We start from the raw sequence: 13,293 nt of genomic DNA on the forward strand, positions 1-13,293 counted from the left end.
ACACAAGCATTTGCTATATTCTTCACTGGTACTGCTCTCTAGCAGACAGCAATCGTAGCGATGGCACGCCATTTTCAGATGTTGCGAAAAAACCTCTCAGGGAAGTCATGTCCTCACGCTTGCCATTCACATTCAAAATACTTACGTCCGCGCAACGGCACCGCATTGCACGGCGACGGGAACGTTACGACGGCAGGGTCAGTGATACCCGCATCCGTGTACAGCTGCTCGACGATGTACAGCACACGATCAATACGCAAATGAACGGCATCATCGGTGCGCTGGAAATGATACGCAAAGACGATCTCCCCTCCGATCAATGTGAAATGATCAATCTGGCGCAAAGCAGCGCCGACACACTGCTGTCGGATATCGGACAATTGCTCGATCTGGATACTTCCCTCGTGCACGCCACCATGAATGAAACGGTGCGCAAATCGCTGGCAGGCATGCGCATGATGGTGGTCGGCGCCGATGTGCTTGCGCGCGCCCGGATTGAAGAAGAACTGCAACAGCACGATGTACGCATAGACGGCTTCGGACTGCCCAATGCCGCACTGGCTGCGCTGGAAAAAGCGGCGCACAGTGGCGACCCTTATCGCATTGCGCTACTGGGGCAACATATACCCGGCATCGATGGCGAAACGCTGGGCACCGCCATCGGCAATGCGACGCTGCATCGCGATACCCTGCTCGTATTGATCAGCGACGAACACAACAGACACGATGCAGAACGTTTGACGCATGCCGGCTTTTCCGCCTGGCTGCCGCAAGCTGCGCCGCCAGCGATGCTGATCAATACGCTGGACATGTTATGCGGCTGCATCGTCAAAAAAGATGCGCCGCGCTTCGTCTGCGCCGGTGTACGTCTGGGTGCCGAGAATGCGCTGCTGGAACATCTGCCGCTCTTTACGCATTGCCGCATTCTGGTGGTGGACGACAATGCAGTGAACCTGCAAGTCGCGCAACAGATGCTGGAACGCTTCTGCTGCAAGGTCGATACCGCAAAGAGCGGCGCGCAAGCCTTGCTACTGTCCGGCGAACAGCATTACGACCTGATCCTGATGGATTGCCAGATGCCGCAAATGGACGGTTATCAAACCACTGCCTTGCTGCGTGCGGCAGAAAACGCTGATACGCACACGATTATCATCGGCTGGTCGGCCGGTACCAATCGCAATGAACGCGATACCTGTCTCGCCATCGGCATGGACGATTTCATCAGCAAACCGATGCGCATGCGCGCACTGAACGACATGCTGGTGCGCTGGCTGCGCCCGCAGCCAGCCTGCAGTGCCGTCACGCTGTCGCAGGACGACGAGCTGGAAGCGACGCAACAAATGTTTGGCGCAGACTTTATCGAACTGGCGCAGCTATTCCTGGAGGACAGCCCGAAACGTCTGGCGCTCTTGCAGGAAGTCAGCGCCGGCAAGGATGCCATTGCCATCGCAAAATTTGCGCATGTACTGTGCGGCAGTTCGGCATCGATAGGCGCCAGCGCACTGGCTGCGCTGTGCAGGGAACTGGAAATCCGGGCAAAAAACAACGAGCTGGACGACGTACCGTCGCACTTCAATGCGATTGCATGCGAATATGCACGCATCGATGCAAAATTACACGGCATGCTGAACGCCATCAGCCATGCCGTATCACCCGACAAGCATTAAACGAACGATGGCCATTGTCATCAGGCAGAACACGAGCCGACTTATCCGTCATTCCGAACCAGGCAGGAAAGCATAGCGAAATGAATCAAATCCCCGAATCAAAAAAAAATCACCTGTGGCGCAAAACGATATGGCATACCGATCCGGAAGAATTTCCGCTCGGCCCGCATCATTCGGTGGAAGTGTATTGTTGTGAAGAGTCGAACGGCTACGCCGTCTGGTACGCGCGTCGGCTGGCAAAAGACGATGACAGAAATACTGCCGGCGCTGAAAACGGCGATTACCTGCTCGCTTATTTTGCAAAAACAAAACGCGATGACGCGATCGAGCACGCAGTGCTGATTGCCAATAGCGATGCCACAGTAGATGCAGTGATTGCAGCGCTGGATGCGCTGGCGAAGAAGGCGCAGAAAGTCTGACGAAGACGGATGTTGATCGGGAGGTTGCTGGCGACCAATCCTGTCCTTCGCATGCGTGATGATCTGCCAGATCATCACGCATCATCCAGACATTGAGGCGCGGGTTTTTTAGATTATCGCGTCCAGAGCCTTGGACAGATTTGCTACGGTGCGCTCGACATTATGCAGTTTGTCGAGGCCGAACAAACCGACGCGGAAGGTCTTGAAGTCAGCACGTTCATCACATTGCAAAGGCACGCCCGCAGCAGTCTGCAAACCTGCCTCCACAAATTTCCTGGAAGACTGTATGCCATCGTCGTTGGTGTAGCTGACGACAACGCCAGGTGCCTGGAAACCTTCTGCCGCAACGCTCTTGAATCCTTTGGCAACCAGCAAGGCGCGCACCTTGTCACCCAGTTCCTGTTGCTCGGCACGCACTTTGTCGAAGCCGTATGCAGCAGTCTCTGCCATCACATCGCGCAAGATGGTGAGTGCATCGGTAGGCATCGTGGTGTGATAGGCGACGTTGCCTTGCTCGTAGGATTCCATGATCTGCAACCATTTGCGCAAATCGCAAGCGAAGCTGGTGCTTTGCGTCGCATCAATTTTTTCGCGTGCGAGTTTGCTCAACATGACGAAGGCGCAGCCCGCCGAAGCACTCCAGCCTTTTTGCGGTGCGCTGATCAGAATGTCGACACCGGTCGCTTGCATATCAACCCACATGCAACCCGAAGCGATGCAGTCCAGCACGAACAAGCCACCCACCGCATGCACGGCATCGGAAACCTGGCGCATGTAGTCATCCGTCAGCATGATGCCGGAAGCGGTTTCCACGTGCGGCGCAAACACCACAGCCGGTTTGGTCGCCTTGATCGCAGCAACTACCTCATCGATAGGAGCCGGTGCAAAAGCTGCCTGCGTGGCATCTTCCAGCTGACGCGCCTTCAGTACCGTGGTACCGGCAGGAATATCGCCCATATCCAGAATCTGGGTCCAGCGATAGCTGAACCAGCCATTGCGCAGAATCATGCATTGCTGCTTGGTCGCGAACTGACGCGCCACGGCTTCCATGCCGAAGGTGCCGCTACCGGGCATGACAACAGCCGATTGCGCCTTGTAGACCTGTTTCAAGGTTCTGGAAATATCCTTCATGACGCCTTGGAAGCGTTCGGACATATGATTGATCGCACGATCTGTGTAAACGACGGAATATTCGAGAAGACCGTCGGGATCGACGTTGGGTAGTAGACCTGGCACGTTTGCTCCAGCAAGAATGAATAAATTCGGCCAGGCCAAGGTTTACTTGGTCTGGCCACAAAAGGTAAAGAACGCCGTAAAGGATAGATTCTACCAAAACGGGGCTTCCGGCACTGAAAGCGCCGGAAATGTCCGTTTTACATGCCCGTACTTGTCCTGTAGCGGACAGTCGTTCGGGTCAGGCCGACATTCAATTTGGCGCGTCAGCCTTTGGCTTCTCGCCCAGGGCGATATCGACGGTCATTTCGTGCGCCAAGGCACCCAGCTCCTGTCGCAAGTCATCGACGGACAACTTGGCCGGAACCAGCAAGTGCGCGCCGATCTTGAACGTTTGCTTGCCGGACACGCCGCTGCGAATGATTTCGGTGTGTATGCTCTCGACGCTGATATTACGTTCTGCCAGGATCTTGGTCAGACTGCTGACGATCCCCACCCGATCGTCGCCAATCAATTCCAGTTCGACGCTCTTGATCGCATCGGATACTTCGGCGCCATTGCTCTTGGCAACGACCACCTGCAAACCGCTGGACTCCAGTCCGCGCAAGGCATTTGCCAGCGCATCCGCATTTTCATGTGGCACCTCGAAGTGCACCATGCCGGCGAATTCCCCGGCGAGCCGGCTCATGCGACTGGCCGCCCAGTTGGCGCCGTAACGCTGTGCCCGTTCGGCCAGCGAACGGACAATGCCGTGACGGTCAGCACCCACGATGGAGACAACCAGCGAGGTGGTAGTAGCAGACACTTCCTCGGCCAGCACCACAGAGCGGCGGATCATCGGCGCCTTGGTAGCGAAGCGTGCGTCCTGCTGGAAAGCCGGCAGCACGCCATGTTCGGCGGCGTGATGAATAACCTTGCTCAACAGTTGCAAGCCCATAGGCGCCAACGCACGCTCCCACAGCTCACGCGCGGTTTCGCCTTTTTCAACAAAACACCAATCCTGCGCTGCGACGGCGCCCGCATCCCAGCCGTCAGCCAGGTGATATATCGAGCCGCCAGCGATCGGATCGCCTTCCAGAATAGTCCATTCGACCGCAGCAATGCCGCGATGTCTGGGCAACAACGATGGGTGATAACCGATGCCACCCAGGCGCGCGCGCGCCAGCGCCTCGTCGCTCACGCGTGCATGTGTGTGCGCCGCGAGGATGATATCGGTGCCCTCGGCAATTGCCTCGCCCGGAACGAAGCGCGGGTTTTCAAGTATGTGCAGCGGAACGCCGGCCGCCCGTGCGGCTTGCGCCAGGCGATCATCTTCAGTCGGAGCGACGACGCTGGTGAATTCAATCCCTGCTTCCTTGCGGAGCGTCTCAAATACCTGGGCGCCAAAGAAGCGCGATCCTACCAATGCACATTTCATTTTTATCCATTCCTTTATCTATACACAAACGGTACGAGTCAGCCTGTCTAGCGACACCGGCCGACAATGGCAAAATCCGCCACACGATCGGCACTGCGCAGCAACGCTTGCGAGGCTCAATGCAATTAATCGCGAACGCCGCCTTGCCGGCAAGTGACTGCCGTTACAGGTTCGCGCTGTCAGAATATGCGACGGGTTTCGGAGCGACCAAGATACGCTTTGATTTTGTCGTAATTTCGCGTCACGCTGCGCGCAAGGATACCAGAAAGGGCCTGGTGATACGGCATGCAGAACGGGTATGAGCATCAGTAAAGTTGTCATCACCGGTATGTTTCACACCGAAAAATCGGCAAGAATTACCTGCTACTAGCCCGCCACTCATCGCTTCAACACCGGCTGGTAAACATCACGCAATTTACGGAACTGGCTAAGAGACAGAAGCGGATAAGAAGCGTATATACAGCAATCAAACGTAAAAAATCCCGCCAGTCAATGAGAGGCGGGATTCATCTACGTCTTTGCCGGAAACAGGAACTGATCGTCCAACTATCAGGAGCAGGTTTTCAAATGAGCTTCATTTCGCAATGCAAAGGCTCAATCAAAGTCAAACAGTTCTCCGAGAAATCCGCTCTTCTTCTTTTGCTTGTAATGACCCTGTTGCGGATGGCCGTGCGTCTGTTGAGCATGACCAAATCCCTGCTGCTGATATGGCTGGCCCTGGTTTGCTTCAGTGCGGCTTTGTGGGCGAGGCGGTACAGCATCATTCTCTATCGATCGGTCGATTATCTTATCGAGCTCTCCACGATCCAACCAAACACCACGACAGTCAGGACAGTAGTCGATTTCAATTCCCTTCCTGTCCGACATTAAAAGTTTTGTGTTTTGACAAACCGGACAATCCATGAAAAATCCCTATTTAATCAATCATTAATAAATGGCTGCCTCTTTGGCAGCATTGATGAATGAAAGTTCATGTTGTTAGATACTTCATCCGGAAAACCCCATTTCCCCGAGTAAGGAAAAATAACAAGCCACACTTGAATGCAAGCGCTTCGGACCGCAAGCCGCCATCTGTTCAATCAAAAAAACATCATCAATTCGTCCACAAGGGCGCTTCATCCATCAAGGCCACCTGCTCGCGCAATTCGAGAATCCGGTCCTGCCAGTAACGCTGCGTGTTAAACCACGGGAATGCCACCGGAAAAGCCGGATCGTCCCAGCGACGCGCCAGCCATGCTGCATAGTGAATCAGGCGCAAAGTGCGCAAGGCCTCGATCAAATGCAGCTCACGCGGATCAAAGTCGGCGAAGTCTTCATAGCCGGCCAGCAGATCGGATAACTGTCGTACCATGTCGCGCCGCTCGCCCGATAACAGCATCCACAAATCCTGTATCGCCGGACCCATGCGGCTATCGTCAAAATCAACGAAGTGTGGGCCGGCGTCCGTCCACAGCACATTTCCGCAATGACAATCTCCATGCAGGCGCAGAATGTTGACGTCGCCGGCGCGATCGAAGCAGCGGCGCACGCCATCCAGCGCCTGTGCAATCACGCTGCGATACGCATCGAGCAGATCCGGCGGGATGAAATTATTCGCCAGCAGATAATCGCGCGGCTCTTCACCGAAGGTCGTGATATTCAAGGCGGGCCGATGTTCAAACGCCTGCACTGCGCCTACGCCATGTATACGTCCGATAAAGCGTCCCAGCCATTCCAGCGTTGCCGGATCGTCGAGTTCCGGTGCCCTGCCGCCATGCCGCGCAAAAACGGCAAAACGGAAACCGGAAAATTCGTGCAGCGTTTTGCCATTTGCCAGTGTCATCGCGGGGACAACCGGAATTTCACGCTCGACCAGTTTGGCGACAAACGCATGTTCTTCCAATATCGCCGCATCGCTCCAGCGCGCCGGACGATAAAATTTTGCAACCAGTGGCGGACCGTCTTCAATACCGATTTGATAAACGCGATTTTCGTAACTGTTGAGCGCCAGCAGGCGGCCATCGCTGTACAGGCCGACGCTTTCCAGCGCATCGAGTACACAGTCAGGCGTGAGTGTGGCAAAAGACAAGGGAGTGGATTCATTCATCTGCACATTGTACGGTGCCGCAGCGCCATTTCTCCGGCGAATGATGGATAGCTTTCTATTTGACAAATCGCATGGTTTCCGCAATCTGCTCGCCTGGTTCAAAACCGTACTGATACACTGTCGCCTCTGCACATCAACAAAGAAACTCATCATGCATCTCGACCAGCCCCTCTCCGATAAAGAATTCGACGAACTCGATAAATTCCTGCTTTCCGATCGCACTGCCGACGACTGCATGGCAATGGACTCCCTGCACGGCTATCTGACCGCGCTGGTCGTCGGTCCGGAAGAAATACCGCTGGCCGAATGGTTGCCGCATGTGTGGGGCGAAAATGCCGAAGCCGTGCCGAAGTTCAAGAACGACAAGGAATACGAACGCATCGTCGGCCTGATCGCGCGCTTCATGAACGAAATCGCGATTACGCTGGAAGTCGCTCCCAAGGAATACGAACCGCTGTTTTGCGAACACGAGTGGGAAGGCAAACCAGTGCTCGACGGCGAAGCCTGGGCCTGGGGTTTCAATTTAGGCATGAGTCTGCGCGCCGAAGCGTGGGAACCTATCCACACCTCGAACATTGCGCCCTTGATGCGCCCTATCTATCTGCTCGGTGCGGAAGAAATCGAAGAAGAAGAATTGGTGCTGGTCGATAATCCGGTCAAATGCCACAAGCTGACCATCGAGATCGAAGCTGCGATTCCGGAAATCCACAAGTTCTGGCTGCCGCACCGCAAGTCGGCAGTGAAAACCGTACAACGAGAAGAACCGAAAATCGGTCGCAACGATGATTGCCCATGCGGTAGCGGCAAGAAATTCAAGAAGTGCTGCGGCGCCGAGCCAGCCGCAGAATAAGACTTCAGCAAAGCGTCAATGCAAAAAAGGCATGTGATGATCACATGCCTTTTTTGTTTCCCATCGGAATCCGCATTTCCAGCCTTGCCACCGTCACGACAGCAAAACTGTTCGTACACTATTCCTTGATGAAATGCTCACGGTAGTAACGCAGCTCTTCTATCGACTCGATAATATCGGCCAGCGCAGTATGTTTCTGGTGCTTCTTGAAGCCGCTCGCCAGTTCCGGCTTCCAGCGTTTGCACAACTCTTTTAAAGTCGATACATCCAGATTGCGGTAATGGAAGAAGGCTTCCAGCTTCGGCATGCCGCGCGCCATGAAGCGTCTATCCTGACAAATCGAATTGCCGCACATAGGCGATTTGCCTTTAGGTACGTATTTCTTCAGGAATTCGATCAATTCCTCTTCCGCCTGCGCCTCAGTCACCGTCGAGGCCTTGACGCGTTCGATCAAACCGGAGCGGCCATGCGTGCCCTTGTTCCATGCATCCATCTTGTCCAGCGTTTCATCCGATTGATGGATTGCAAATACCGGGCCTTCGCCGATGATATTCAATTCAGAATCCGTTACCACTACGGCAACCTCGATGATGCGGTCGTTGTCGCAATCGAGTCCGGTCATTTCCATATCCAGCCATACCAGATTGAATTCATTCGGACGCACCGGCGCCGTAGATGGCGTTACCGATGGTGTTACTTCAGCAGCTTGTGACATAATTGTTTCCCTTGGACCAGCCTAATCCGCCATTTTCTCACAGGAAAAGAATGTCATCACTCGCGTTTACCGTTTTGTTTATCAGCTTTCTGCTTATCAGCCTGCTGGTGCGCTTCTGGCTTGCATCGCGCCACATTCGCCACATCCTGGCCAATCGCGCCACGGTGCCTGTGCAATTTGCCGGTCAGATTTCGTTGCAGGCACATCAAAAAGCCGCTGACTACTCGATTGCAAAAACCAAATTTGCACTCTTCATCGTGCTGCTGAATGCTGCCGTGTTGATCGGCTTTACGCTGATGGGCGGCCTGCAATGGCTGGCAAACGCTTCGCTGGATATCTTCGGCGATGGCTGGCGCTATCAACTGGCGCTGGTGCTGGCATTCGCATTGATCTCGGGTCTGATTGAATTGCCCTTCGATTATTTCCGCCAGTTTGTGCTGGAAGCGCGCTTCGGTTTCAATCGCATGTCGCCTGCGCTGTTTTTTGCCGATCTGTTCAAAAGCACTGTGCTGTCGCTGGCGCTCGGCCTCAGTCTGGTATGGGTCACATTGATCCTGATGGAAAAATCCGGCGACCTGTGGTGGCTGTATGCATGGATAGTCTGGTGTTCCTTCCAGCTCCTGATGCTGGTGCTGGTGCCGCTCTTCATTGCGCCTATGTTCAACAAGTTTAAACCGCTGGAAGACGACAATTTGCGCACACGGATTGAAAACCTGATGCAGCGCATCGGCTTTGCCTCCAGCGGCTTGTTCGTGATGGATGGTTCGCGCCGCAGCTCGCACGGCAACGCGTATTTTTCCGGCTTTGGCGCCGCCAAACGCATCGTTTTTTTCGACACCTTGCTGGAACGCCTGGCACCGCAGGAAATTGAAGCCGTACTGGCGCATGAACTCGGTCACTTCAAACTCAAGCACATCGTCAAGCGTATCTGCGTGATGTTTGCCGCCTCGCTGGCCTTGCTGGCTTTGCTCGGCTACCTGAAAACGCAGGCATGGTTCTTTACCGGCCTGGGCGTGGAACCGATGATGGGCGCCAGCAACGACGCAATGGCGCTGATCCTGTTTGCGCTGGTATTGCCGGTATTCTCCTTCCTGTTTTCACCACTGACTTCGCTCAGTTCGCGCAAGCATGAATTTGAAGCCGATGCCTTTGCCGCGCAACACACGAATTCGCAGGATCTGGTGTCTGCACTGGTCAAACTGTATGAAGACAATGCATCGACGCTGACGCCCGATCCATTGCATTCGGCGTTTTACGATTCGCATCCGCCGGCCAGCGTACGCATCAACAAACTGCTCTCCGCTTGAACGAGTACGCCATGAACAACGCTGCCGATTTGCGCCAACAGAAGTGCCAGCCGCAGACCAGGGCACTGAATGCAGAAGAAATCGCGCAGCGTTTGCAGGCAGTCGCCGAATGGCGGCTGCAGGATGGGAAAATAGTCCGCGAATATGCGTTCAAGAATTACTACGCGACGCTGGCCTTCGTGAACGCCATCGCTTATGTGATCCATGCCGAAGATCATCATCCCGAACTGGTGATTACCTACAAACACTGCGTGGTCAGCTACAACACGCATTCGGTCAATGAGGGCAAAGGCGGTTTATCCGACAATGATTTCATCTGTGCAGCGAAACTGGATGCCATTTTTGAATACGGCACGCTTTCCTGATGGCAGCACAGAAAATACAAGGCAGCGTGATTGCCGCGCACGGCCGTCACTATCTGGTGCAAACCGATACCGCAAAACTGCAATGTGTCACGCGCGGCAAGAAAAGTGACGTGGCCGTCGGCGATATCGTCGATCTGCAACTGACTTCCGCCAATCAGGGCGTGATTGAAGCCATCACCGAGCGCAAGACCCTGCTGTATCGCTCGGACCAGTACAAATCCAAGCTGCTGGCTGCCAACGTCACGCAATTATTCATCGTGGTGGCGACTGAACCTGGATTTTCCGATGATCTGGTATCGCGTTCGCTGGTCGCAGCAGAAGCTGCCGGCGTTGCCGTGCACATCATTCTGAATAAAATCGACGTCGTCGCATCGCTGGAAAAAACCCGCAAGCGCGTGGCCTTCTATGGTGCGCTCGGTTATCCGGTGCATGAAGTGTCGGCAACCACACAACCGGAAGCCACCGTCGCGGCACTGCTGCCTTTGCTGACCGGGCAATCGACCATCCTGATCGGTCAATCCGGCATGGGCAAGTCGTCCATCATCAATCTGATCGTGCCGGATGCCGACATTGCAGTACGTGAAATTTCCGCCGCGCTCGATACCGGCAAGCACACCACGACCTTCACGCGGCTGTATGCAATCGACGATCAAACGATGATCATCGACTCGCCGGGTTTCCAGGAATTTGGCCTTTACCATTTGACCGAAGGCATGCTGGAGCGCGCATTTCCGGAATTTGAAGCCTATCTGGGGAAATGCAAATTTTATAATTGCCATCATTCCAGTGAGCCGGAGTGTGCAATCCGTACCGCAGTCGCAGCAGGTGATATTGCGTCCATGCGGCACGCGCTGTATTTGCAGTTATTGCATGAATCATCACAAAAGCTGTACTAGAACGCATTTCACAAATATCCGTGAGATGCGTTCCAAGGGACGCCTGCAGCCTTATCGCTGGCTTTTAGATGGAAATCCCTTATAATTGAAGCAGTTACAACAATCGGCGGCAGGCGCCAACCTAGCCGCCGTTTTCAATTATGGCAATCAAACACTTTCTGCAATTTTCCGATTTGACGCTGAATGAATTCGAGTACGTGATCGAACGCACTCGCATCATCAAACGCAAATTCAAGAATTACGAACCCCACCATCCGCTGGTCGACCGCACGCTGGTCATGGTGTTTGAAAAGAACTCTACCCGCACCCGCCTGTCGTTTGAAGCCGGCATGCACCAGCTCGGCGGCGCTGCCATCCATCTGGCCACACGCGACAGCCAGCTCGGTCGCGGCGAACCGGTGGAAGATGCGGCGCAAGTCATGTCCCGCATGTGCGACATCATCATGATCCGCACCTTCGGTCAGGACATCATCGAGCGCTTTGCTGCCAATTCGCGCGTGCCGGTGATTAATGGTCTGACCAATGAACATCACCCCTGCCAGGTATTGGCCGATGTCTTTACCTTCATCGAGCATCGCGGTTCGATCAAGGGCAAAACAGTGGCATGGATAGGCGACGCCAACAATATGCTGTATTCGTGGTTGCAGGCGGCACAGGTATTCGATTTCCACGTCAACGTTTCGACGCCCAAGGGTTACGAGATCGATCCGACGCTGGTAGCTGCCGACAATACGCATTACACGCTGCACGCATTGCCATCCGATGCCTGCGCCGGTGCGCATCTGGTAACAACCGATGTCTGGACCAGCATGGGCTTTGAAGAAGAAAACGCTGCTCGCCTGCAAGCATTCGACGGCTGGATCGTCGATGCGGCAAAAATGAAGCGCGCACAACCGGACGCATTATTCATGCACTGCCTGCCGGCACATCGAGGCGAAGAAGTTTCTGCCGAAGTCATTGACGGACCGCAATCGGTCGTCTGGGACGAAGCGGAAAATCGCCTGCACGCGCAGAAAGCGCTGCTCGAATACCTGGTTCTCGGCAAACTCAGTTAATCAACTCAGTTGACTCAGCTAATTCATCCGCTCAGTTCCAACTGACCCACAATCACATTCCAAGCAAGCGAAGCAAACACCATGTCGAATATTCTCCAATCCGTTCCAGTCAATCAAAAAGTAGGCATCGCCTTTTCCGGCGGCCTCGACACCAGTGCGGCCTTGCACTGGATGCGTCAAAAAGGCGCGATCCCATACGCATACACCGCCAATCTGGGCCAGCCTGACGAAACCGACTACAACGCGATTCCGGAGAAAGCCAAGGCATACGGTGCTGAACTGGCGCGCCTGATCGATTGCCGCGAACAGTTGGTTGCTGAAGGTATCGCAGCGCTGCAAAGCGGCGCATTCCACATCTCGACCGCCGGCGTGACTTACTTCAACACCACGCCACTCGGCCGCGCAGTCACCGGCACCATGCTGGTCGCCGCGATGAAAGAAGACAACGTCGATATCTGGGGCGACGGCAGCACATTCAAAGGCAATGACATCGAGCGTTTCTATCGCTACGGCTTGTTGATGAATCCAGCGCTGCGCATCTACAAACCCTGGCTGGACGACACCTTCATCAACGAACTCGGCGGCCGCAAGGAAATGTCGGAATTCCTGATCAAGTCCGGCTTCGACTACAAGATGTCGGTAGAAAAAGCCTACTCGACCGACTCCAACATCCTTGGCGCTACGCATGAAGCGAAAGATCTGGAAGAGCTGAGCAGCGGCATGCAGATCGTCCAACCTATCATGGGTGTCGCATTCTGGCGCGACGACGTCGAAGTCAAACGCGAAACAGTTACCGTACGCTTCGAAGAAGGCCGGCCAGTCGCATTGAATGGCGTCGTCTATTCCGATATGGTCGAACTGATGCTGGAAGCCAATCGCATCGGCGGTCGTCACGGCCTCGGCATGAGCGATCAAATCGAAAACCGCATCATCGAAGCGAAGAGCCGTGGCATCTACGAAGCACCAGGTCTGGCGCTGTTGTTCATCGCTTACGAACGCCTAGTCACCGGCATACACAACGAAGACACCATCGAGCAATACCGTGAAAGCGGCCGCAAGCTGGGTCGCCTGTTGTACCAGGGTCGCTGGTTCGATCCGCAAGCCATCATGTTGCGCGAAGCGGCACAACGCTGGGTTGCACGCGCGATCACAGGCGAAGTCACGATCGAACTGCGTCGCGGCAACGATTATTCCATCCTCAATACCGTGTCGGCCAACCTGACCTACGCGCCAGAACGCCTGTCGATGGAAAAAGTGGAAGATGCACCATTCTCGCCAGCCGACCGTATCGGTCAATTGACGATGCGCAATCTGGACATCACGGACACACGTCACAAGCTGGC

At 54.7% G+C, this 13,293-nt stretch carries 13 protein-coding genes; 8 read left to right on the forward strand and 5 right to left on the reverse strand.

Translation table 11 applies throughout. From position 1 onward, the window contains the following. Positions 1 to 107: 107 nt before the first annotated feature. Together ABWP27_RS09465 and ABWP27_RS09470 are read left to right on the forward strand one after the other, a co-directional pair. The gene (locus ABWP27_RS09465; RefSeq protein ID WP_353155958.1) at positions 108 to 1,667 is read left to right on the forward strand and encodes a response regulator; all 1,560 of its coding nucleotides are present in this window, start codon (positions 108 to 110) and stop codon (positions 1,665 to 1,667) included. Between the two features lie 80 nt (positions 1,668 to 1,747). Continuing rightward, positions 1,748 to 2,086, forward strand: coding sequence for a hypothetical protein (locus ABWP27_RS09470; protein ID WP_353155960.1), 339 nt, complete (start codon positions 1,748 to 1,750; stop codon positions 2,084 to 2,086). Between the two features lie 108 nt (positions 2,087 to 2,194). Here ABWP27_RS09470 and ABWP27_RS09475 read toward each other — a convergent pair whose 3' ends face one another. The 4 genes from ABWP27_RS09475 to ABWP27_RS09490 all read right to left on the reverse strand — a co-directional run bounded on the left by ABWP27_RS09475 (position 2,195) and on the right by ABWP27_RS09490 (position 6,762). Continuing rightward, entirely contained in the window at positions 2,195 to 3,322 is a 1,128-nt protein-coding gene (locus tag ABWP27_RS09475; protein WP_353155961.1) for an aminotransferase class V-fold PLP-dependent enzyme, read from the reverse strand. A gap of 190 nt (positions 3,323 to 3,512) precedes the next feature. After that, the gene (locus ABWP27_RS09480) at positions 3,513 to 4,676 is read right to left on the reverse strand and encodes an ACT domain-containing protein (protein ID WP_353155962.1); all 1,164 of its coding nucleotides are present in this window, start codon (positions 4,674 to 4,676) and stop codon (positions 3,513 to 3,515) included. A 594-nt stretch (positions 4,677 to 5,270) separates the two neighbouring features. Further along, the gene (locus ABWP27_RS09485; RefSeq protein WP_353155964.1) at positions 5,271 to 5,579 is read right to left on the reverse strand and encodes a TFIIB-type zinc ribbon-containing protein; all 309 of its coding nucleotides are present in this window, start codon (positions 5,577 to 5,579) and stop codon (positions 5,271 to 5,273) included. Positions 5,580 to 5,769: 190 nt separating this feature from the next. Further along, positions 5,770 to 6,762 carry a serine/threonine protein kinase gene (locus ABWP27_RS09490; RefSeq protein ID WP_353155966.1) on the reverse strand — a complete coding sequence of 331 codons (993 nt, stop codon included), beginning with the start codon at positions 6,760 to 6,762 and terminating at the stop codon, positions 5,770 to 5,772. 151 nt (positions 6,763 to 6,913) lie between these two features. Between ABWP27_RS09490 and ABWP27_RS09495 the strand changes: the two genes are divergently transcribed. Continuing rightward, complete coding sequence (locus ABWP27_RS09495; protein ID WP_353155967.1) at positions 6,914 to 7,612, forward strand: UPF0149 family protein; 699 nt, start codon at positions 6,914 to 6,916, stop codon at positions 7,610 to 7,612. Positions 7,613 to 7,730: 118 nt separating this feature from the next. Here ABWP27_RS09495 and orn read toward each other — a convergent pair whose 3' ends face one another. Continuing rightward, positions 7,731 to 8,327 carry an oligoribonuclease gene (gene orn, locus ABWP27_RS09500; RefSeq protein ID WP_353155969.1) on the reverse strand — a complete coding sequence of 199 codons (597 nt, stop codon included), beginning with the start codon at positions 8,325 to 8,327 and terminating at the stop codon, positions 7,731 to 7,733. A 50-nt stretch (positions 8,328 to 8,377) separates the two neighbouring features. Between orn and ABWP27_RS09505 the strand changes: the two genes are divergently transcribed. From ABWP27_RS09505 to argG, 5 genes are all read left to right on the forward strand, one after another. Next, entirely contained in the window at positions 8,378 to 9,634 is a 1,257-nt protein-coding gene (locus ABWP27_RS09505; RefSeq protein WP_353155971.1) for a M48 family metallopeptidase, read from the forward strand. An 11-nt stretch (positions 9,635 to 9,645) separates the two neighbouring features. Then, complete coding sequence (locus ABWP27_RS09510) at positions 9,646 to 9,999, forward strand: 4a-hydroxytetrahydrobiopterin dehydratase (protein ID WP_353155973.1); 354 nt, start codon at positions 9,646 to 9,648, stop codon at positions 9,997 to 9,999. Next, positions 9,999 to 10,895 (forward strand): ribosome small subunit-dependent GTPase A, encoded by an 897-nt coding sequence (gene rsgA, locus ABWP27_RS09515; protein WP_353155975.1) that lies wholly within the window; start codon positions 9,999 to 10,001, stop codon positions 10,893 to 10,895. Before ABWP27_RS09510 ends, rsgA begins: the two co-directional genes overlap by 1 nt. Before the next feature lie 140 nt (positions 10,896 to 11,035). Beyond that, positions 11,036 to 11,950, forward strand: a complete 915-nt coding sequence (argF, locus tag ABWP27_RS09520; protein WP_353155976.1) for an ornithine carbamoyltransferase — start codon at positions 11,036 to 11,038, stop codon at positions 11,948 to 11,950. 81 nt (positions 11,951 to 12,031) lie between these two features. Next, positions 12,032 to 13,293: argininosuccinate synthase (gene argG / locus ABWP27_RS09525; protein ID WP_353155977.1), on the forward strand; the 1,262-nt coding region annotated here is incomplete at its 3' end.

Source organism: Herminiimonas fonticola (genome assembly GCF_040395855.1).
In the GTDB taxonomy this organism is placed as follows: Bacteria; Pseudomonadota; Gammaproteobacteria; order Burkholderiales; family Burkholderiaceae_D; genus Oxalicibacterium; species Oxalicibacterium fonticola_A.

Coding starts and splice junctions, on each gene's coding strand:
- orn (WP_353155969.1), bottom strand. CDS start 8,327: ATGTCACAAGCTGCTGAAGTAACACCATCGGTAACGCCATCTACGGCG.
- ABWP27_RS09470 (WP_353155960.1), top strand. CDS start 1,748: ATGAATCAAATCCCCGAATCAAAAAAAAATCACCTGTGGCGCAAAACG.
- ABWP27_RS09495 (WP_353155967.1), top strand. CDS start 6,914: ATGCATCTCGACCAGCCCCTCTCCGATAAAGAATTCGACGAACTCGAT.
- argF (WP_353155976.1), top strand. CDS start 11,036: ATGGCAATCAAACACTTTCTGCAATTTTCCGATTTGACGCTGAATGAA.
- ABWP27_RS09480 (WP_353155962.1), bottom strand. CDS start 4,676: ATGAAATGTGCATTGGTAGGATCGCGCTTCTTTGGCGCCCAGGTATTT.
- ABWP27_RS09465 (WP_353155958.1), top strand. CDS start 108: ATGTCCTCACGCTTGCCATTCACATTCAAAATACTTACGTCCGCGCAA.
- rsgA (WP_353155975.1), top strand. CDS start 9,999: ATGGCAGCACAGAAAATACAAGGCAGCGTGATTGCCGCGCACGGCCGT.
- ABWP27_RS09505 (WP_353155971.1), top strand. CDS start 8,378: ATGTCATCACTCGCGTTTACCGTTTTGTTTATCAGCTTTCTGCTTATC.
- ABWP27_RS09485 (WP_353155964.1), bottom strand. CDS start 5,579: ATGGATTGTCCGGTTTGTCAAAACACAAAACTTTTAATGTCGGACAGG.
- ABWP27_RS09490 (WP_353155966.1), bottom strand. CDS start 6,762: ATGAATGAATCCACTCCCTTGTCTTTTGCCACACTCACGCCTGACTGT.
- ABWP27_RS09510 (WP_353155973.1), top strand. CDS start 9,646: ATGAACAACGCTGCCGATTTGCGCCAACAGAAGTGCCAGCCGCAGACC.